Source organism: Saccharibacillus sp. JS10 (assembly GCF_024436065.1).
Taxonomy (GTDB): Bacteria; Bacillota; Bacilli; order Paenibacillales; family Paenibacillaceae; genus Saccharibacillus.
The window spans coordinates 899,824-919,608 of record NZ_JANFNS010000001.1; the positions used below are offsets into that span (position 1 = coordinate 899,824).

A 19,785-nucleotide genomic window follows, 5' to 3' on the forward strand; every position below is an offset into this window, starting at 1 on the left:
CAAACATAGAATGATATGTCCTGCAAAATCGATCCATTCAAGAACGAGTTATCGACGACTTCCTGCGCCGGTTACGGCGTCTTCGACTTTAATGCAGCGATCCATAATTACGGTCAACCCCGCTTCACTTGCGATTTCCGCAGCCTCTTCGTTGAAGATGCCGGATTGAAGCCAAAGGGTCTTCGCCCCGATCGCTACCGCTTCAGTCGCGACATCCACGCAATATTCGCTGCGCCGAAATACATCGACAATATCGATCGGCTCCGGAATATCGGATAACGATTCATAACACATTTCACCGAGAATCTCTTTTCCGGCTGCCATCGGATTGACTGGAATGATGCGATAACCGCGAGATTGCATCGCTTGTGACACCATATAGGAAGTACGATCAGGCTTATCGGAAAGCCCGACTACCGCAATCGCACCCGCTTGTTGAAGCAGTACACCGATCTCATCTCGACTTGGATTTTGAAAAGGCATAGCTGTTCCTCCTTCAATCTTTCAATCAATATCGCTTTTATCGATCAAAAAAACGACTCTTTATTCTTTTACCCATTCGACATTTGCGCCAAGCGCAATCATATCGTCAAAAAAGTCGGGGTACGATTTAGCCACGTGATGCGCATCGGTGATCGTCACCGGCGCGTCTGCCCGCAATCCCACGATCGTTAACGCCATAATTACGCGGTGATCATAATGCGAATCGATCCGAACACCGCCAGCAACGCCTTGCGGACGTCCGTGTACAATAATCTCGGCTTGTTTTTCCTCAACATCTGCACCTGCTTTGCGCAGTTCGTTCAGGTAATCAGTGATCCGGTCACATTCTTTGTATCGAAGATTTTCTACATTATAAAAACGTGAAGTGCCTTCTGCAAACACGGCAGCCGCCACCATCGCAAGAACCGCATCTGTCGCCGCATCTCCGTCAAATTCGATGGCTTTCAATTGCCCGGTGCCTTGAACGACTGCAATATCATTCTCATGCGTTAGCGGCGTATCCATCATCTGCAATACATCGACAACCGCGCGTTCTCCTTGTTTGCTTTTTACAGGTAGGCGGCGCACCGTTACATCAGACGGAACGACCGCAGCCGCAGACAAGATCGCAGCCGAACCCGGGTAATCGCCTTGTACCGAATACTCACGGGCTTGGTAAGACTGACCGCCTTTGATCCAAAATTTGGCGTAATCTTCGCTTGCTTTTACTTCGATTCCGGCTTGCTCCAAGACTTCCAGCGTTTGACCGACAACGACTTTCGATTTGAGATCGCCTGTTACGGTGATTTCACTGTCTTCTTCAAGCAGCGGCGTCAAAAAAAGCAATGCGCTTAAATATTGCGAACTCACTTCGCCGGAGACGGTGATTTTGCCACCTTTCACCGGGCCTTTGACGGTAATCGGCAAACGACCTTCATGGTCGTCAATCTTAGCGCCCATTTGACGTAAAGCTTCAATCAGATCGTCGTGTGGGCGTTTACCTAGAGAATCCGGGTATGTATTGACGAAATGAACGTCTTCGGACAACGCGGCGATCGCCAGCAAAAAACGCAATACCGCTCCAGCGTTCCCTACATTAAGCGTAGCTACAGATTTTGGACGACGACCGAAGCCTTTGATCACGATTTTTTCTTCGTCTTCTTGAAGTTCGGCTCCAAGTTCGGTAATGCAGCGGCGCATGGCGTCGCTATCTTCGCTATGTGCCGGGAAACGCACAGTGCTGACTCCATCGGCAAGAGCCGCTACCAACAAATAACGAGTCGTATAGTTTTTTGAAGAAAGAGCTTCGATTGTACCTTGCAACTTTTCTGTGCGTCTGACGATAACGTCCATGAACATATTCCTCCAAGCTTCTATTTAAAATTTGACACTACTTTTTGATCTTCGCTATCATGAGTATATTCTAACTCAAAGAGAGGCAGGGCTTCTGATGAATCCTATTCCACAAATACAACCTTCTGAACTGCAAGCACGAATCGAGCAAGGTCAAGCTCCGCTGATGATTGATGTACGCGAGCCGGACGAAGTCGCTCAAGGCATGATTGAAGGGGCGGTGCATATTCCGCTTGGTGAATTGGCAGGTCGCGTCGACGAACTCGACCCTGACCGTGAAATCGTGTTTATTTGTCGCAGCGGGTATCGCAGCGAACGCGCTTGCGAATATTTGCAGCAATCCGGGTTTGATCAAGTTGTAAATCTGGAAGGCGGAATGATCGCTTGGAGCGACAGCTCTCAGTGACTTTGCTGCTTTTTGTGGGGTGGTTGTGAGGGGAGGAGCTGCGGGAGAAATTCGTTCAAGCCGCTGTCTCACTGGAAAATAGATAGAAGTTTTTAATTGGAATTTTCCAGTTCAAAGGCGTCTTTCACTGAATTTCTCCCTCCGCTTGGCTCGCAACTTAACACAAAAAGAGCTTGACGTCCGAATTGAGGAGCCGTAGGCTCCTTTTTTGGTGTGTGGGAAAAGCAAACCGTTTAAACCCATTCTTTATACAAAGCTTGCCCGCTTCGTATACTATACAGGCTTTTGGGGATTTGTTCAATAATTAGACGCTGTAAAGCGTTAAAATGTATAGATTTTAAAAACGGCAACTGCGGTCTAAAAAGACGCAGTTGCCGTTTTTTTTAATAAGGTCTAGATTGTAGATCTGGATCTCAAATTCGCAATAAATGCGAAAAATTAGTTGTTGGATTGCAACCATTCGTGGTGGAACACGCCTTCTTTGTCTACGCGTTTGAATGTGTGAGCGCCGAAGTAGTCGCGTTGTGCTTGCAGCAAGTTCGCTGGCAAACGTTCTGTGCGGTAGCTATCATAGTAAGCCAGTGCGCTAGAGAAGCCTGGAACCGGGATACCGTTGGTTACCGCTGTAGCGATAACTTTGCGCCACGATTCTTGGTAGTTCTCCACGACGTCTTTGAAGTAGTCGTCAAGCAGCAAGTTCGCGAGTTTGCCGTCTTTTTCGTAAGCGTCTTTGATGTTTTGCAAGAATTGGGAACGGATGATGCAACCACCGCGGAAGATCATTGCGATGTTACCGTATTTCAGATCCCAACCGTATTCGTCGGAAGCTGCACGCATTTGTGCAAATCCTTGCGCATACGATACGATTTTACTCGCAAACAGAGCTTTACGTACATTCTCGATAAACTCAGCGCGATCGCCCGAGAAGCTTTCGGTTTTCGGTCCGTTCAACACTTTGCTTGCCGCAACGCGTTCTTCTTTCATTGCAGACAAGAAACGAGCGAATACGGATTCTGTAATCATGGACAGTGGAACGCCCAGATCGAGTGCGCTTTGGCTTGTCCATTTGCCTGTGCCTTTTTGACCGGCAGAGTCCAAGATCACGTCAACCATAGCTTTGCCTGTTTCTTCGTCTTTTTGCGAGAAGATGTCGGTTGTGATCTCGATCAGATAGCTGTCGAGTTCGCCTTTGTTCCAGTCGCCGAAGATTTGGTGCAATTCGTCTGTATCCGCGCCTACCACGTCTTTAAGCAGGTGGTATGCTTCGCCGATCAATTGCATATCGCCGTATTCGATACCGTTGTGTACCATTTTCACGTAGTGACCGGCACCGCCTGGTCCGATGTATGTGCAGCAAGGTTCGCCGTCAACATGTGCCGAGATCGAAGTCAAGATTGGCTCAACCAATTCATAAGCGCTTTTCGGTCCGCCTGGCATGATTGCCGGGCCTTTCAATGCGCCTTCTTCGCCGCCCGATACGCCTGTACCGATAAAGCGGAAGCCTTTGGATTCCAAGTCTTCGCTACGACGTTGCGTGTCAGGGAAGTAAGCATTGCCCCCGTCGATGATGATATCGCCTTGATCCAAATGCGGGATCAATTGTTCAATCGTTGCATCCGTTGCTGGGCCTGCTTGAACCATGATCAGGATTTTGCGCGGAACTTCAAGGGATTGCACGAATTCTTCGACCGAGAACGTACCGATCAAATTTTTGCCTTTTGCTTCCTCGACCAGATCGTGAGTCTTCTGCGGGGAGCGGTTATATACCGAGACGGTAAACCCTTTACTCTCAATATTCAGAGCCAAATTTTTGCCCATAACGGCAAGGCCAACTACGCCAATTTGTTGTTTTGACATTTCAGGTTCTCCATCCTTTGCAAGTGAATTAGTAAATCCATATTTGTCATTGTACTCGTTTTGTTTGGCAAAGTGAAGTCTTGCCAAACAATAATACCCTCAAAATGATATAATTAAGGCGAAATTCATCAACTCTTCATCTGTTCCCCGCTATTTTAGGCTTGTTTAAGCATCAATTGCCTATGTTATAATGACAGGCAGGTATCTTGTTGACGCTAAAAACACGGCTTATTTTTGAAAGGGGCATGACTGAATGAGTTTCACTGGCTTTAACCAAAAAGACTTTGCGGTATTCGAAATCGAAGGCTTGGAGCCTCGTATGAAAGCTTTGATCCAAAATGTTCGCCCTAAGCTGCATGAACTCGGCGATACACTCACTCCATTTTTGTCCGCAAAATGCGGCGAAGAAATGTTCCCGCACGTTGCTAAACACGCACGCCGCAGCGTTCACCCGCCTGCCGATACTTGGGTCGCTTGGGCAACGAATAAACGCGGGTATAAAGCTTTGCCGCATTTTCAAGTAGGCATGTTCGCCGATTACTTATTTATCGTTCTTGCCGTCATCTACGAAAGCCCCAATAAAATGACTTTGGCTCAACGTCTTCAACAACACGAGAAAAAAGTATTGAATATGATCCCGAAAGATCTACAAGAACAATTTTATTGGTCGGTCGATCATACGAAGCCGGGTGGCACAAAACATTCGGAACTGGGCAAAGACGGATTACAAAAAATCGCCGATCGCCTAATTACAGTGAAAAAATCCGAAGTCTTATGCGGACGCTTTATCCAAAAAGACGATCCACTGCTCCAAGACGGCGAAGCGCTGATCCAAACGATTGAACAGACCTTCGACACTTTGCTTCCGCTGTATAAAATGGCTTTTTGATTTCAACAAACCGATGTTCGGTATTTATGCAGCGTTGCATATACCAAACATCGGTTTTTTTGTACATGTAGACGGTCTTCTACATTCCTTTAAAAGATCCACCGTTAACCGGGTATTCGGCGCCAAACGCATATTCCGCTCGTTCTGACGATAAAAATACGATCATCGAAGCAATATCTTCGGGTTGTCCGATTCGACCGACAGGCAACTCACGCACTTCGTCGACAAAGAAGTCGATGACTTCGTCTTTTGGCTTATCAAATTTTTCGGAAATCGCATCAATCATACCGCCTGGCTGATCCCAAATATTCGTGTGCGTCGGTCCCGGCGATACCGTGTTGACCCGAATCCCTTTTTCGCCGAATTCGAACGACAATGCTTTGCCGACACTCAGCAGCCCTGCTTTGAACGCCGAATAATCGACAGACATCGGCTGAGGCTGACGCGCGTCTTCGGAAGCGACGCTGATAATGACGCCTTTGCCTTGCTCCGCCATATGCGGGATCGCGGCGCGAGACGTCCGTACCATGCTCATTAAATTATTCCAGTACGTCTCTTCCCACTGCTCATCGGTTGTGCCTAAAAATCCATCCAAGCGCGAATGAGAGATGCCTGCGTTATTGATCAGAATATCGATTTTGCCGAATTTTTCGATCGCAGCTTCTACGAGCTTTTTCGGCCCTTCCGCTGTGCTGAGATCGGCTTCTACTGCCAATACCTCTTCTTCGTTACCGAGTTCGCGAATCTTCTCAGGATGACGGCTAGCTCCAACTACATGTGCGCCTTCTTCCAAAAACAACTTCGCTGTCGCTAGCCCGATGCCCGAACTTGCTCCTGTGACGATGACAACTTTCCCTTTCAAATTCAACTGCATCTTGTTTCCTCCTGTCGCTTCAATCCCGAAGTATGAATGTCGTTCGTTCTCTTATCGTTTCCTTTGTTTCTTTAACCGTTTTGAGCAAATTTAATCGTCAGATCAGAAGAGGGAAATACAGGAAAAACAAAAAACCGCCAGAGCGGCGGCTTTTAATCATGTCTCGACATCTCGTTTTTTGAAACGCTAAGGAGTTAGACGCGTTCTTTTGGACATCGGGGCATGAATAATCAGAAGCAGCGCCATCGAGATCGCACTTGCCCAAAATGGTGCTTGCGGCCCGATATAATCCCATGTCCAACCGCCTGCTATCGGTCCAAGTACAGTTCCTAAACCTTGCAGCGTCAAAAATACTCCCCAGATCGCACCACGTTCTTTTTCAGGGACTAATTCAGCCAATAACGTATTCCATGCCGGAAGGATCATCGCGAAGCCTACACCTGCTGTTAAAACAAAGCCCCAGACCAGCGACATCGCATGCGTTGAAGCAATACCGCAAAGCGCGATCACCGCAAGCAAAAAGCCAATATGCAAAAACCAACGTGTGCCGAACTTATCGACTAATTTGCCTGTTGGAATCATACCAATCACGGCTACGCCGCCACCTACGATCAACAACAGATTGAATTGCCCGGGTGTCATGCCCAATTCATTGCGAATATAGACCGTAATAACCGGCGACAAAATCCCGATCGCAAAAGATTGCAAAAACATCGCTGGATACAGCAGAGGCGTTAATTTGAGTTCGATTAAAGCACGAAAGACTTTGCGTACGGAGTAGACCGAACGTACTGTATGACGTTTGACCAGACGCCGCACTTTTTTCGAAAATGAAAATCCGGCATGAGGTCGGCGGATGATTTTTGGGGTAAGGGGTGTAATCATATGACGCGGCAACAATAAAGCGGCAGCCGTGACGATCGCCATCACTCCAAGCAGCACCCAGAAAATAATACGATACGAATCCCCGATCAGCAGATTGGATACTAGCGGCCCTGCTCCTGTTCCAGCAAGCGTCGCGATTTGGATACTGCCCATTTTTGACCCGGTACCTCCATCTTGCTGAGCTTCCATACTAATGGTACTCATGACCACAGGCCAGATCGGCGCTGTGCCGATTCCAAGCAGCGTACAAGCGACGATTAGCGAAGTTCCGGTCATCGAGAAGGCAATCACGCCCACAGCCGCCCAAGACAATAATAATCCGGCTGTGATCGTACCGCGAAGACCCACATGTTCGGCTAACCACCCGGTTGGGCTCCGCAGCAAGTTATCTCCTACATATTGAAGAGAAAAAGCGAGACTGATCGTGAGCGCAGGCAAACCGAGTATATTTTTCATATAAACAGGCAGCACGGTGACCAGCAGCGCTCCTTTGACAAATTCGGTTAAAAACACAATAATCCATAAACACACAAATACAGAAAACCACTTCGGCATCGACTTGGAGCCAATAAATCGGTTACTCATACTTCTTGCTCCTTTCGAGCTGTGATCTAAGATGCACGTCTTATTATATCGGTACTTTTTACAAGAAGTCTAACGATCGGGATCCCTTTTGCCGTTATTGATCGAAGTGAGTGCAAAATTGCCTTCTTGCAATCCAGCACCATTTTGCTATACTCTATTTTGCTTGATTTTTTTATCAGTGCTTCAATATACTCTACGCACACGAAAGGTTGTGACAACCCTAATGGATCATGCTCGTACTCCGCTTTTCACTGCGCTTAAGCGCCATGCGGATCAAAATCCGGTACAGTTTCACATTCCAGGTCATAAGAAAGGAATGGGAATGGACCCGGAATTTCGTGAATTTATTGGGGAGAATGCCCTTTCCATAGACCTGATCAATATCGCACCGTTAGACGATTTGCATCAGCCAATGGGCGTGATCGAGGAAGCGCAGCAGCTTGCCGCAGACGCATTCGGCGCTACGCATACATTCTTCTCGGTTCAAGGCACCAGCAGCGCGATCATTACGATGATCTTATCCGTATGTGGACCGGGCGACAAAATCATTGTCCCGCGCAACGTACACAAATCGATTCTTGGCGCGATTATTTACGCAGGAGCCAAGCCGGTCTTTATTGCACCGGAACGCGATACCAACCTCGGGATCGATCACGGTATTACGGTAAGTTCGGTGAAAAAAGCACTGAAATTACACGGCGATGCCAAAGCTTTGCTTGTTATTAACCCGACTTATTACGGTGTGTGTGCCGATCTGCAGCAGATCGTGGCATTGTCGCATAGTTACGGCGTTCCTGTATTGGTCGACGAAGCGCACGGCGTGTTGATTCATTTCCACGACCAATTGCCTTTATCCGCGATGCAAGCAGGTGCCGATATGGCGGCAACTAGCGTACACAAATTAGGCGGTTCGATGACACAAAGTTCAGTCCTGAACGTGAATACGCGCAATGGCTATATCAATCCAAAAAGAGTTCAGACCGTCATCAGTATGCTGACGACAACTTCAACTTCTTATATTTTGCTTGCTTCACTCGATACCGCTCGTCGTCAATTGGCGCTGAACGGGTATGCGATGGCAGAACGTGCACTTGATTTTGCCGACTATGCTCGAAGCGCGATCAATCAGATCGAAGGGCTGTACTGCTTCGGCGAAGAAATTCTCGGCAGCGAAGCTACTTACGATTATGATCCGACAAAGATCACGATTCAAGTTCGCCGCCTTGGCATCACGGGATACGAAGCAGAGAATTGGTTACGCGATAACCATAATATCGAAGTCGAAATGAGCGATATGTACAATGTGCTTTGCCTGATCACCGCAGGTGACGACGAAAACACGGTACGCATCTTGCTTCAAGCGCTTCGTGAAATGGCTCAAGAATTCCGCGGTCAAGGCAAGCAAGTCAAAGAATTGGTTGTTAAAATTCCGGAAATCCCGCATTTGGCTTTATTGCCACGTGATGCTTTTTACGGAGAAACAGAATCGATTCCGTTCAAAGATTCGGCAGATCGCATCATCGCTGAATTTATCTATGTGTACCCACCGGGTATTCCGATCTTGCTTCCAGGCGAAGTCATTACCCAAGAAAATATCGATTATATTACCGATCATGTCGAAGTTGGCTTGCCGGTAAAAGGCCCTGAAGATCGCAGCGTTCAATTTGTGAAAGTTATTGTTGAACCGGGCGCGATTCGCTAGATTTATGGAGGGACGGACTATAAATTTAGTTGTATAATCTTGACGAACCGAAGACCGCGAATCGCGGTCTTTTTTTCGTGCCATAACGCAAAGAAAAAGCAGCCTCGCTTTAAGCGGACCGCTTTTTGACTTCATGCTCTGTAATTACTCTTGCTCAGCTTGCGCTGCAACCAGCTCATTGTAAGCCGCTTCGACTTTCGCCCACTCTTCTTCTTCTTCGATATTGACGAGAACGGTTTCGCCGTCTTCTTCTTCGAGACGAAGGATAAAGCCGTCAGCTTCTGGGTTGTTGCGCTCAAGCAGCAATGCGTATACATCTTCGCCTACGTCGAAAGTTTGGACGAGAACCATTTCTTTCTCGTTACCTTCTTCGTCGCTGAATGCAACTACAATTTCTTCTTCGTCGTGGCTATGGTCATGACCGCAATCTTCGCCGTGCTCGTGATTGTGGGTGTGTTTGTGTTCATGTTCGCTCATCGTGGTAAAACCCCGTTTCTATAGCGTATCGATACCGTTCATCTTTACGCCCTGAATTTAAAAGACACCGTTTATCCTACCACTTCGCTTGCCCGAGGTCAATTTGCGAGTTTCAGTCTTTTTACTGCACGGCGTTAATGGTTTTTTGTGCCACCATATAGTACGCACTATTGCTTTTTTTGATATAAAATTCGACGTAATATTTACCGGCGCGATTAAAATCGTAAGTAAAATCGTACGTTTTGAACCAGAAATTATCTTTACGAGATTTCAGTTCTTGCGACTGAATATCTTTGACTTCTCCGGCAGGGTTACGAATCGATACTTTTACCCCTTCAATATCGGTATTCAGATTATCGATTTGTGAAAAGATATAAAACTTCAACTTACCTACGCTTACATTGCCAAACGGCGTATCGCCTTTGAACAAAAAGATATCCACATTCGGTTTGGTAAACGTCACGGACCTTGTACTTTGATTATATTCCGCTAACCCATCGAATTCGCGAACAGGTACGTATGTAGTTCCATCGATTAAATAACCACCTGTGCTTACAGGACTTCCGTTGATTAACACGCGTATTTTTTGAAAAGCCGTATCGGCAAAAGCGACAGATCCGCTGAGCAGCGATAAAGCCAATGTACAGACTGCAATTCTTCTCCACCTCATGTTCCGGCGTCATCCTTTCTCTATGGTTGGATTGTTCGCAAGTCGAGGCGTTTCCCCTCTGCATCGCTTGCAGGCTTTTTTCAAAAAAACCTTTCTTATCTATGTATACTCAAGCTCTGCTGTCAAGTTGCGCTACAATGATTGATTCTATGAAGGAAATCGTCCATACTTATTTCGAAGAAAACGGATTCCAGAAAAGGAGGCACTCTCTATGAAATTACAAATGATTGGCACCGGAAATGCTTTTGCCAAAAAATATTTCAACAACAATGCCTTAATCGAACAAGACGGCTTTAAATTGTTGATTGATTGCGGGATTACCGCTCCTCTGGCGCTGTATGAACTGGGAATTGGAATGGAAACATTAGACGCTGTACTGATTACGCATATGCACGGCGATCATGTCGGAGGTCTCGAAGAATACGGATTTCAAATGAAGTTCAAACACGGACGTAAGCCGGTATTGTATCTGCCCGATACGCTTGTCGAACCGCTATGGAATCAGACGTTATCCGGCACGATGACGCAAGAAGGATTGGAAAAGCTTGAAGATGCGTTCGATGTAAGACCGCTACGAGCGGGTGAAGTGCATGAGCTTGCGCCGAATCTGAATGTCGAACTGATCCGTACTCAGCATATCGCGGGCAAAAAAAGTTATTCGCTGCTACTGAACCGCGATGTTTTCTATAGCGCCGACCTGACTTTTGATCGCGATTTGATTACGACCCTTGTCCGCGATCGCGGCGTACGCCATCTGTTCCATGAAGTGCAACTTGAAGGCGTGGGTCAAGTTCACGTGACACTCAATGAACTACTTTCGCTGCCTGAAGAGATTCAAGCCATGACTCAACTGATGCACTACGCCGATAACAAAAACGACTTCGAAGGCAAAACCGGCAAAATGACTTTCTTAGAGCAGGGGACCGTTTATTCGATATAAGCTCGGATTCGAGTTTGAGCTCATGTTCGTGCGTGGTGGCGGGGCTACGGGGATATCGTTTCGGTCGCTTGTTGAACTCGGGAAAAAGGATTGGATTTTGATTGGAATTTTCCCTAGTTCAAAGGCGAACATTTCATTCCTTCACAACATCCCCTACGCCCCTACTACGCCGCTTTCACATCTCGAATGCACGGGGGTATGGGTGGTGGAGTATAAAAAAAGAACCGACATATTTGTCGGTTCTTTTTTGAGGTCTTTAAAACACTCTACTCTAGCTGGGGAAGCGAGATGGCGAAGAGAGGGATTTTGTGTAGGAACGAAGTGATCGCCTTTGAAATTGGGAAAATTCCTTATTAAAATCAAATCACTTTTCCCAATTTCAACACGCGACCGAAACAAATCCCTCTCGCAGCCTTCTCGCTTCCCCCGCTCCCCCTCACTTGGCTTCCTGATCAGGGCTTTTCCAAATTACTTCTTCGCCGTACTTTTTGCCCCAATCGTACATCATCCGAAGAACAGGCGTTAAGCTTTCGCCATAAGCGGTCAATGAATATTCGACTTTCGGAGGAACTTCGCGGTACACTTCTCGGTGCACAAGCAGATCTTCTTCCAGTTCACGAAGTTGATTCGTTAGCATTTTTTGCGTGATATTCGGGATCAGCTTTTTTAACTCGCTAAAACGCTGCGTGCCTTCAAGCCCTAAATGCCACAAGATGATCAGCTTCCATTTTCCGCCGATCACAGCTAACGTCAATTCTTTCTCGCAGTTAATCGCTTGTAGGTCAATCCGTTTTTTCACTTCGCTTGCCATCTTCGGTTTCCTCCAGTGGATTCATCTTTTATCACAATATTCGAGCTTGATTATTCCAATAGTATACATTAGAAACGTACCCTCCTGCAAAGAATGTACAATTCTCTTTGATCCTTCATCTCGCAAACCCTTGCCCCGCACAATAGTATCCTCCAAGTAACTTCGCCACTTCAAAGTGCCTTCTTCCGTAAGTTTTATTCGTCTTTTACAATAAGACATAGACGTTGCGAAATACGTCAGTATGTGAATAAAACTTACCTAACTTATAAGGAGTGTTTGAATATGAAATTACAATTGGCATTAGACTTGGTGGATATTCCTGGAGCAATCGAGATTGTCAAAGAAGTTCAGTCTTCGATCGATATTGTTGAAATCGGTACGCCGATCGTGATTAACGAAGGGCTGCATGCAGTAAAAGCACTGAAAGAAGCTTTCCCTCAGTTAGACGTTCTTGCCGATCTGAAAGTCATGGATGCAGGCGGTTACGAAGTAATGAAAGCAACTGAAGCGGGAGCAAGTATCGTAACGGTACTCGGCGCTTCGAACGATTCGACGATTCGCGGAGCGGTCGAAGAAGCGAAAAAACACGGCACGCAAATCTTGATCGATATGATTAACGTACCGAACTTGGCAGAACGCGCCGCTCAAGTTGACGCACTGGGCGTCGATTACATCTGCGTTCACACCGGTTATGATCTGCAAGCTGAAGGCCAAAGCCCATTCGAAGATTTGCAAACAATCAAATCCGTCGTGAAAAATGCGAAAACAGCGGTTGCCGGCGGAATCAAACTCGATACATTGGCAGGCGTTGTCGCAGCGCAACCGGATCTTGTTATCGTAGGCGGCGGTATTGCTAGCCAAGACGACAAAGCCGGTACAGCCGCTGAAATGCGTCGTCTGATTCAAGAAGGCTCGGCTGCGGCTCAGGTCTAAAGAAATGAATCGTCAAGATTCGATGCCGGACACTTTGACCGCTTACGCAGCCATTGTTGCCGCCGAACTCACAGAAGCAGTACGCGGTATCGATTCGGCTGAAGCGGAAAAGTTCGCCGAAGTATTAAGCAACGCCGGTCAGATCTTTACCGCTGGAGCCGGACGTTCAGGGTTGATGGGCAAAGCATTAGCGATGCGCCTGATGCACAGCGGCTCCGACGCTTATGTGGTCGGTGAAACGACGACACCTGGGATCGGAGCAGGCGATGTGCTCGTGATCGCTTCCGGTTCAGGCGAAACACGCACCTTGATTCCGATGGCTGAAAAAGCCAAACAGCTTGGCGCAGAAGTCGCTGTTGTCACGTTGAATCCAGATTCGACGTTAGGCAAGCTTGCTACGATGGTAGTGCGTCTACCCGGTGCATCCAAATCGCGCGAAAACGATCATTACGAGACGATTCAACCGATGGGTTCGTTGTTTGAGCAGACATTGCTGCTATTCTTCGATGCAGCGGTGCTTCGCTTGATGCAACGGCGTGGACTGGATAGTCAGAAAATGTATGGTAAACATGCGAATTTAGAATAAAGTTGGATAAGAGAATAACCCTATATTCGCTCCAAACCATGAGTCGATTCTTCTTCGTGAAGAGTCGGCTTTTTCTATCCTTCCTTTCTTTTTTTCAGGAAAATGATCGGTAAAAAGGTTCCGAGTGCTTTTTTCGGTTTATTTTTAAGATATAGATTCCTTGCTATCCTTCTCGCAGCTCTATTTCATACCAAAGGAGAACAACATTTTTATGACTATAAAACCTATGACGCATTCGATTCAACAAACTGTTTTTTCACTTTTCGAAAAAAATTTCGGTAAAAGACCTGAAGCGGTTCGCGTTTCAGCTAACGAAAAATGCTTGATTATTCGAATCGAAGGCTTTTTAGGCAATATTGTCGAAACGATGATTACCGAGCAATCATATGGAGCATTAAACTCTACGCGTGAACTAATCGTCGGTTATATGCTCAATCAACTCGATGAAGATTTGAGTAACGAACTCAATTTGTCGGTCGCCCATTTTTATTACGATTGGAACGACGAAGATCTAAGCTGCATCATCTCGGTCATTCTCCAAGCCGACGAACATTACGAATTGGATGATCCTTATGTAGGCAAAAAAGAAATCCATGATCAAGTCGCGCAGATTACAAGTCGTGTGCAGAAAAAACCGGAAAATATTCATTCGTTTTGGGTCGATCAAGATTTCCTTGTGATCATTCGTCGCGGCTTAATGAGCGAATTGGAAAAAGCTCTTTTGGAAGATGAACATGAGAGTGCTTTACGCATCGCGAAAAGAAAAGTCGAAAAAAAATATTTTACGGATCAAATCGATTTGACGCAGTGGGTCGGACGTAAGCCGATCGGCGTATATGTCGACTGGGCGTTCGAGCTAGATTGCAGTATGTTAGTCTATGCGTTCGATCAGGAGAAACCAGCTTAATCGAAAGTTATTGCGTATAAATAAAGAACCGGCTAAGATAGCCGGTTCTTTATTGTATTCACTTGCTTTTTCGCTTAACCCTTACAACTTATTCGTTCTCACCCGTCATTTCGATTCGGTCAATGCCTTGCACCGTAATCGAAACCTCGAACTGCCCGTCTGAAGCAGGGCTCATACGCAGCAACCCTTTTTCCGCAAGATAACGATAAGCAAGCTTACGTTCGACGTCTCCGTTAATCTCTTCACCCGTCAAGATGATTGGCTCGCCAGCAAGCTCAAACCAACTGTCATACAGTCTGCCTAGCACTTCTCGTCGAAGACCGCGCCTACGGTTGAACTGTCCCATGCGTTCCAAAGCACTCTCCTCCTTCGGATATCGATCGCGGGGCTTTGTCGGTACGAATGATAAGATGAACGAAAAAGCCCTCCCTTTCTATTACACGGTTACGATGAGATTCGACGCTTCTGTTCTTTTTGCAAAATCTTTGTAGTTTGCTGTTCTAAAAAAGGAATGATCAAGCATTGAGTTTTTGCAGAAGCTGCTTGAGTTTTTCTTCGCCGTCTGGCTCAGCAGCGAATCCGACAGCCGCCCGCAGTGGCAAATAACGACCAACCGCTTCCATCATGCCAGCATTGCCTTCATCTTCTTCATCGTTATCGCTTTGTTGCTGGTTAGAAGCTTCATCGTCCGCAGGCGGCGAGAACAATCCACCTTTCAAAAATTCGTCCAGCACCGCTTTTTTATCCGGCGATAGTCGTCCCGGCTGCATTAGATCTCCAATCAGCGAGTTGCGATGAATCGGCTCCATGACTTCCGGATCGCCTTGCACTTGGACTTCCGCAGTTAGGTCGATCGCACGCGAACACGTACCTACGCGGATTTCGAAAGCTCCACTTTCTACATGCCAATCTCGTTGTTCAACATCGTAATAAGCAAAAGCACGACGATCCAGCGTAAACGTAACGGTCTTTTTCTCACCTGGTTCCAACTCGATTTTTTCGAATCCTTTTAACTCTTGCTGTGGGCGATCAATCGTACTTTCTACATCACGAACATAAAGCTGAACGATTTCTTTGCCTTTTACTTTGCCGGTATTTTCGACTTGTACCGTTACGGTCAAACCTTCATCTGCTTTTACTTGCGAAGAACTGAGTTTGAGGTCGGAATAAGCAAAGCTTGTATAGGATAGACCATATCCGAACGGGAATAACGGCTCGACCGCTTTTTTGTCATAATAACGATAGCCCACGTAGATCCCTTCTCGATATTCAACGCGGTCACCTACGCCCGGGAAATTCAAAAAGGCGGGTGTATCTTCTAAGCGCATCGGGAAAGTCTCTGCCAATTTGCCGGAAGGGCTGACGTTGCCGAATAAAATATCCGCAATCGCGCCGCCTAAAGCTTGACCGCCGAGGTACGCTTCCAGTACCCCTTTCACCTGACCAAGCCACGGCATTTCAACCGGCGAGCCATTGCTTAGTACAACGACCAGATTAGGCTGTACGCTCGAAAGTTCTTGGATCAATCGAAGCTGGTTGTCTGGCAACCGAAGATGCGTACGGTCGTATCCTTCCGATTCATAAGCATGTGGCAAGCCTGCGAACAATACCGTTACATCGGACTTGGATGCCAGTTCTACTGCTTCCGCGATTTTGTTTTCTTCGATCGAATCGTTTTTGAGACTGTAGCCGCTGGAATAATCCACTTGAGCATCGCCGGATTCTTTGAGCAATTCGTCGTAAATGACTTCAAGCTTCGTTGGCTTAATATGCGAACTACCGCCGCCTTGATAACGTGGACGCTTCGCAAGTTCGCCAATTACAGCGATTTTTCCAGAACGCTTGAGCGGTAAAAGGTCTTGTTCATTTTTGAGCAGCACCATACTTTCACGCGCGACTTGGCGAGCGAGCCGATGGTGTTCGTCTTTATCGTAGGAAGCATTTTCAACTTTTTCTGCAACGGCACGGAACACGATCCGCAACATACGTTCTACCGCGGCATCCAGTTTTTCGAGCGGCAGACTGCCATCGTTTACGGCATCGATAATCTTGCGCTCGCCGATTCCGCCGCTTGTCGGCATTTCAAGCTCTAGCCCTGCCGCAACGCCTTCGGCACGTTCATTCACTGCGCCCCAGTCCGATACGACAAACCCTTCCAAGCCCCATTCTTCTTTCAAAATATCGTTGAGCAAGTATTGATTTTCCGACGCATACGTGCCGTTCACTTTGTTGTAAGAACTCATAACGGTCCACGGTTGACCTTTTTTAACGGCGCCTTCAAAGCTTGCCAGGTAAATTTCGCGGAGTGTACGTTCATCCACAATCGCATCTACCGACATCCGCCGATGTTCCTGGTTATTGACTGCAAAATGCTTAAGCGAAGTGCCGACGCCTTGACTTTGCACGCCTTGAATATGACTTGCCGCAATCTCCGAAGACAAATACGGATCTTCCGAAAAGTATTCAAAGTTACGTCCGCACAGCGGTGAGCGCTTAATATTCGCACCTGGGCCAAGCAGTACCGCTACATTTTCCGCCTGACATTCTTCCCCGAGCGCCGTTCCCATTTGCCGGATCAGATCGCGATCCCATGACGAAGCAATGCCCGCCGCCGAAGGAAAACAAGTCGCGGGTACGCTGTCGTTAAGTCCCAAATGATCCGCACCTTGCGCTTGCTTCCGAAGCCCGTGCGGGCCGTCAGTCATCATAACAGAAGGAATCCCAAGTCGCTCGATCCCTTTGGTATGCCAAAAGTCTTTGCCCGAGCACAAGCTCGCTTTTTCCTGCAACGTCATTTGTTTGATTAATTCTTTAATTTGCGTCTGATCCGTGGTCGATTGTGGTGTAGTCATCATCTTTCCCCTTTCGATTTTAAATCACAGAATAGGTCAGTTATTAAGCAAAATGCTTGTTAAGCACATTAATTATTATTTAGCCGATTTGGAGAAGTTTTAAACGATTTAGAATTTAGATAAAAAGGAAATGGATTGAATATGAAAGTGCTTGCTATGCTTCTGAATGTTATGGTATGATCTTTCTTGTCGACATTAGTAAAACTTAATATGAAGGACGGTAGCTCAGCGGGAGAGCACTATCTTGACAGGGTAGGGGTCATGGGTTCGATCCCCATCCGTCCTATACGCGAAAACCACTTGAATATTCAAGTGGTTTTTTGTTGCCTACTCATCTATATCCGAGGATTATTCGTCTCCCCCATCCTCTTCCCGAACATCGTAAAACCAAAAATACTTAATCGTCGCCGTATTAATCGTATTGCCGTCAATTTCGACCCAGGCGTTCGATGTCATGTCTTCGGGCAGTCGTTCGAAGTCTTCTTCACCGATTCCAATCTCTAATACTTCTCCGTCTGTAAAATGAATCGCGATTACGGTTGTAACTTCCGTTTCCATCGAATACGCCTCCTTGATCTGACTCTTTATTTTTGGTTACGCTTTCTTTTTCGACATTCACTCTCCAATTCCTTTCTGTTACACTAAAAGAGACTTTTTAATCTAAGGAGGATATTCATGCAGCTGACTCAATTGACTCGTCAAGGAGAAGAACTTCGCGATTCGGTGCAAAAAGGCGAAGATTTCCGCAGTATCACGCAATGGCTATCCAGTGCCGCTGTTTATTTGGAAGCTCGGCATAAAAACTTAAAAGAAAGTGCATCCTTTTTTACGGAAAAAGATAAATTCAAAAGCCTTGTTCTTGATAAAAACGAGTATTCGCTCCTTTTATTCGATTCTCTGATTGGAGCTTTAAAAGCAATCGAAATGTTAGAAGACATGCAGTCTAGCGAGCGGAATGAATCGAACCGTGGCGCACGGAACTGGAACGATTTTTAAGGGGGACTTGGTCGGATGCACTCTTTTCAATCTCAGCATTTGGAAGCGTTAGCACGCGCCGAAGCTTCGCTCGCTGCTGCTCAAGAACGCGTCGCACAAGATCGCTGGAGACTTCGGTATCATGTTGCGGCTCCTGCTTATTGGATCAATGATCCGAATGGTTTTAGCTTTTACCGTGGCGAATATCATTTGTTTTACCAGCATCATCCTTATTCCGTCGAATGGGGGCCTATGTACTGGGGACACGTAAAAAGTAAAGACCTTGTCCATTGGGAACATCTGCCGATCGCTCTTGCTCCAAGCGAAGATTATGATCGGGACGGTTGTTTTTCGGGCAGTGCAATCGAGCATGAGGGCAAGCTGTGGCTTATGTATACCGGCAACGTATGGACAGGCGAAGATCGAGACGAAGATTTGAAGCAAGTCCAAGCGTTGGCATATAGCGAAGACGGGGTTCATTTTGAAAAATATATCGGAAACCCTGTGATCGAAGCCGCACCCGAAGGCAATATCCACCCTTTCCATTTCCGTGACCCCAAAATCTGGCAACATGAAGACATCTATTATTGTATACTCGGTTCGCAAACGACGGATCGACAGAGCGGTCAAGTATTGCTGTATCGCTCGGCAGACTTGATCAATTGGACATTTATCAGCGTAATCGCAGGCGGGCAAGAAACGACCGAAAAGCTTGGCTACATGTGGGAATGCCCGGATCTTTTTGCGCTTGGCGATCAGGATGTCTTAGTCTGCTCTCCGCAAGGGATGGCAAAAGACGGCGATCTGTATCACAACCTCCATCAATCCGGCTGTATGCTTGGCAAATTGGATTATGCTACCGGAAAGTTCGAGCATGGGGATTTGCAGCTTCTGGATTACGGATTCGATTTTTATGCGCCGCAAACGACACTGGACGAACAAGGACGCCGAATCGTAATCGCCTGGATGGCAATGTGGGAAGATAAAATGCCGGAGCAAGCTCGGGGCTGGGCAGGAGCGATGACGATTCCACGTGTACTGACTATAGAAGATGGGCAAATTCGCACGCGTCCGTTACCTGAGCTAAGTAAACTGCGCGGCAAAAGTGTGCATTATACCAATGAAAAGCTACTTTCTTCCCTTGCAGCAAACAGTCAATCGGTAGAACCCGATTCATCGATCTATACCGGACGACAATTTGCAGGCGTTTCTGGCGAATATACCGAACTGGAAATCGAGTTTGAAGCCGGCACCGCCACGTCGTTTGGAATTGCGATGCGAGTCGGTGAAAGTTCAGGCGAAGAAACAGTGTTGAGTTACGATTGCCAGCAGCAAAAATTAACTTTGGATCGTGAACGTTCGGGTGCCGGTTCAGGCGGAATACGCCGCGCTCCTCTTTCTTTGCAAAATGGAATTTTGAAGCTACGAATCTTTATCGATCGTTCATCGGTAGAGGTATTTGCGGGTGACGGAGAAGTTGCGATGTCTGCGCGAATCTACCCCGGCGTAGACTCTACAGGCATACGTTTTTTTGCAAAAGACGGCGAAACCCTTTTAAAATCGGTAGATTGCTGGACACTTGATCAATAAACGTTTTCGA

At 46.8% G+C, this 19,785-nt stretch carries 20 protein-coding genes and 1 tRNA gene; 10 read left to right on the top strand and 11 right to left on the bottom strand.

The genetic code is table 11. The features are described 5' to 3' along the window. Positions 1-48: 48 nt before the first annotated feature. The gene (locus NOM90_RS04090; protein WP_255940166.1) at positions 49-483 is read right to left on the bottom strand and encodes a CoA-binding protein; all 435 of its coding nucleotides are present in this window, start codon (positions 481-483) and stop codon (positions 49-51) included. A 60-nt stretch (positions 484-543) separates the two neighbouring features. Then, entirely contained in the window at positions 544-1,836 is a 1,293-nt protein-coding gene (aroA, locus tag NOM90_RS04095) for a 3-phosphoshikimate 1-carboxyvinyltransferase (protein ID WP_255940167.1), read from the bottom strand. A 97-nt stretch (positions 1,837-1,933) separates the two neighbouring features. On the opposite strand from aroA, the gene NOM90_RS04100 reads away from it, so the two are divergent. Beyond that, positions 1,934-2,242: a rhodanese-like domain-containing protein gene (locus NOM90_RS04100; protein ID WP_255940168.1), complete on the top strand. Its 309-nt coding sequence runs from the start codon at positions 1,934-1,936 to the stop codon at positions 2,240-2,242. A gap of 438 nt (positions 2,243-2,680) precedes the next feature. Here the strand turns inward: NOM90_RS04100 and gndA are convergent, their stop codons facing one another. After that, positions 2,681-4,099: an NADP-dependent phosphogluconate dehydrogenase gene (gene gndA / locus NOM90_RS04105; RefSeq protein WP_370866560.1), complete on the bottom strand. Its 1,419-nt coding sequence runs from the start codon at positions 4,097-4,099 to the stop codon at positions 2,681-2,683. Positions 4,100-4,352: 253 nt separating this feature from the next. On the opposite strand from gndA, the gene NOM90_RS04110 reads away from it, so the two are divergent. After that, positions 4,353-4,988, top strand: a complete 636-nt coding sequence (locus NOM90_RS04110) for a YktB family protein (protein ID WP_255940170.1) — start codon at positions 4,353-4,355, stop codon at positions 4,986-4,988. A gap of 79 nt (positions 4,989-5,067) precedes the next feature. Here the strand turns inward: NOM90_RS04110 and NOM90_RS04115 are convergent, their stop codons facing one another. Both NOM90_RS04115 and NOM90_RS04120 read right to left on the bottom strand, forming a co-directional pair. Beyond that, positions 5,068-5,862, bottom strand: coding sequence for an SDR family NAD(P)-dependent oxidoreductase (locus tag NOM90_RS04115; RefSeq protein ID WP_255940171.1), 795 nt, complete (start codon positions 5,860-5,862; stop codon positions 5,068-5,070). A 186-nt stretch (positions 5,863-6,048) separates the two neighbouring features. Beyond that, a complete protein-coding gene (locus NOM90_RS04120) occupies positions 6,049-7,332 on the bottom strand; it encodes an MFS transporter (protein ID WP_255940172.1) in 1,284 nt (427 codons plus the stop codon). A gap of 223 nt (positions 7,333-7,555) precedes the next feature. Between NOM90_RS04120 and NOM90_RS04125 the strand changes: the two genes are divergently transcribed. Beyond that, positions 7,556-9,034: an aminotransferase class I/II-fold pyridoxal phosphate-dependent enzyme gene (locus tag NOM90_RS04125; RefSeq protein WP_255940173.1), complete on the top strand. Its 1,479-nt coding sequence runs from the start codon at positions 7,556-7,558 to the stop codon at positions 9,032-9,034. Positions 9,035-9,178: 144 nt separating this feature from the next. Here the strand turns inward: NOM90_RS04125 and NOM90_RS04130 are convergent, their stop codons facing one another. Together NOM90_RS04130 and NOM90_RS04135 are read right to left on the bottom strand one after the other, a co-directional pair. After that, positions 9,179-9,511, bottom strand: a complete 333-nt coding sequence (locus NOM90_RS04130; RefSeq protein ID WP_255940174.1) for a DUF1292 domain-containing protein — start codon at positions 9,509-9,511, stop codon at positions 9,179-9,181. Positions 9,512-9,632: 121 nt separating this feature from the next. Further along, complete coding sequence (locus NOM90_RS04135; RefSeq protein ID WP_255940175.1) at positions 9,633-10,181, bottom strand: copper amine oxidase N-terminal domain-containing protein; 549 nt, start codon at positions 10,179-10,181, stop codon at positions 9,633-9,635. Positions 10,182-10,392: 211 nt separating this feature from the next. Here NOM90_RS04135 and NOM90_RS04140 point away from each other — a divergent pair, with 211 nt between their 5' ends. Beyond that, complete coding sequence (locus NOM90_RS04140; RefSeq protein WP_255940189.1) at positions 10,393-11,121, top strand: MBL fold metallo-hydrolase; 729 nt, start codon at positions 10,393-10,395, stop codon at positions 11,119-11,121. 436 nt (positions 11,122-11,557) lie between these two features. On the opposite strand, the gene NOM90_RS04145 is transcribed toward NOM90_RS04140, so the two are convergent. Then, positions 11,558-11,932: a winged helix-turn-helix transcriptional regulator gene (locus NOM90_RS04145; protein ID WP_255940190.1), complete on the bottom strand. Its 375-nt coding sequence runs from the start codon at positions 11,930-11,932 to the stop codon at positions 11,558-11,560. Between the two features lie 282 nt (positions 11,933-12,214). On the opposite strand from NOM90_RS04145, the gene hxlA reads away from it, so the two are divergent. From hxlA to NOM90_RS04160, 3 genes are all read left to right on the top strand, one after another. Continuing rightward, complete coding sequence (gene hxlA, locus NOM90_RS04150) at positions 12,215-12,865, top strand: 3-hexulose-6-phosphate synthase (RefSeq protein WP_255940191.1); 651 nt, start codon at positions 12,215-12,217, stop codon at positions 12,863-12,865. A gap of 4 nt (positions 12,866-12,869) precedes the next feature. After that, complete coding sequence (gene hxlB / locus NOM90_RS04155) at positions 12,870-13,451, top strand: 6-phospho-3-hexuloisomerase (RefSeq protein WP_255940193.1); 582 nt, start codon at positions 12,870-12,872, stop codon at positions 13,449-13,451. Between the two features lie 211 nt (positions 13,452-13,662). After that, positions 13,663-14,358, top strand: a complete 696-nt coding sequence (locus NOM90_RS04160) for a Na-translocating system protein MpsC family protein (RefSeq protein WP_255940195.1) — start codon at positions 13,663-13,665, stop codon at positions 14,356-14,358. An 88-nt stretch (positions 14,359-14,446) separates the two neighbouring features. Here NOM90_RS04160 and NOM90_RS04165 read toward each other — a convergent pair whose 3' ends face one another. Together NOM90_RS04165 and NOM90_RS04170 are read right to left on the bottom strand one after the other, a co-directional pair. After that, positions 14,447-14,713, bottom strand: a complete 267-nt coding sequence (locus NOM90_RS04165; RefSeq protein WP_255940196.1) for a hypothetical protein — start codon at positions 14,711-14,713, stop codon at positions 14,447-14,449. A gap of 160 nt (positions 14,714-14,873) precedes the next feature. Further along, the gene (locus NOM90_RS04170) at positions 14,874-17,210 is read right to left on the bottom strand and encodes a beta-glucosidase (protein ID WP_255940197.1); all 2,337 of its coding nucleotides are present in this window, start codon (positions 17,208-17,210) and stop codon (positions 14,874-14,876) included. A gap of 214 nt (positions 17,211-17,424) precedes the next feature. On the opposite strand from NOM90_RS04170, the gene NOM90_RS04175 reads away from it, so the two are divergent. Continuing rightward, a tRNA-Val gene (locus NOM90_RS04175) sits at positions 17,425-17,496 on the top strand. A 62-nt stretch (positions 17,497-17,558) separates the two neighbouring features. Here the strand turns inward: NOM90_RS04175 and NOM90_RS04180 are convergent. Then, the gene (locus tag NOM90_RS04180) at positions 17,559-17,768 is read right to left on the bottom strand and encodes a hypothetical protein (protein ID WP_255940199.1); all 210 of its coding nucleotides are present in this window, start codon (positions 17,766-17,768) and stop codon (positions 17,559-17,561) included. Between the two features lie 117 nt (positions 17,769-17,885). Between NOM90_RS04180 and NOM90_RS04185 the strand changes: the two genes are divergently transcribed. Together NOM90_RS04185 and NOM90_RS04190 are read left to right on the top strand one after the other, a co-directional pair. After that, positions 17,886-18,206, top strand: a complete 321-nt coding sequence (locus tag NOM90_RS04185) for a hypothetical protein (protein ID WP_255940201.1) — start codon at positions 17,886-17,888, stop codon at positions 18,204-18,206. 15 nt (positions 18,207-18,221) lie between these two features. Next, complete coding sequence (locus NOM90_RS04190) at positions 18,222-19,775, top strand: glycoside hydrolase family 32 protein (RefSeq protein WP_255940202.1); 1,554 nt, start codon at positions 18,222-18,224, stop codon at positions 19,773-19,775. Positions 19,776-19,785: the final 10 nt, after the last annotated feature.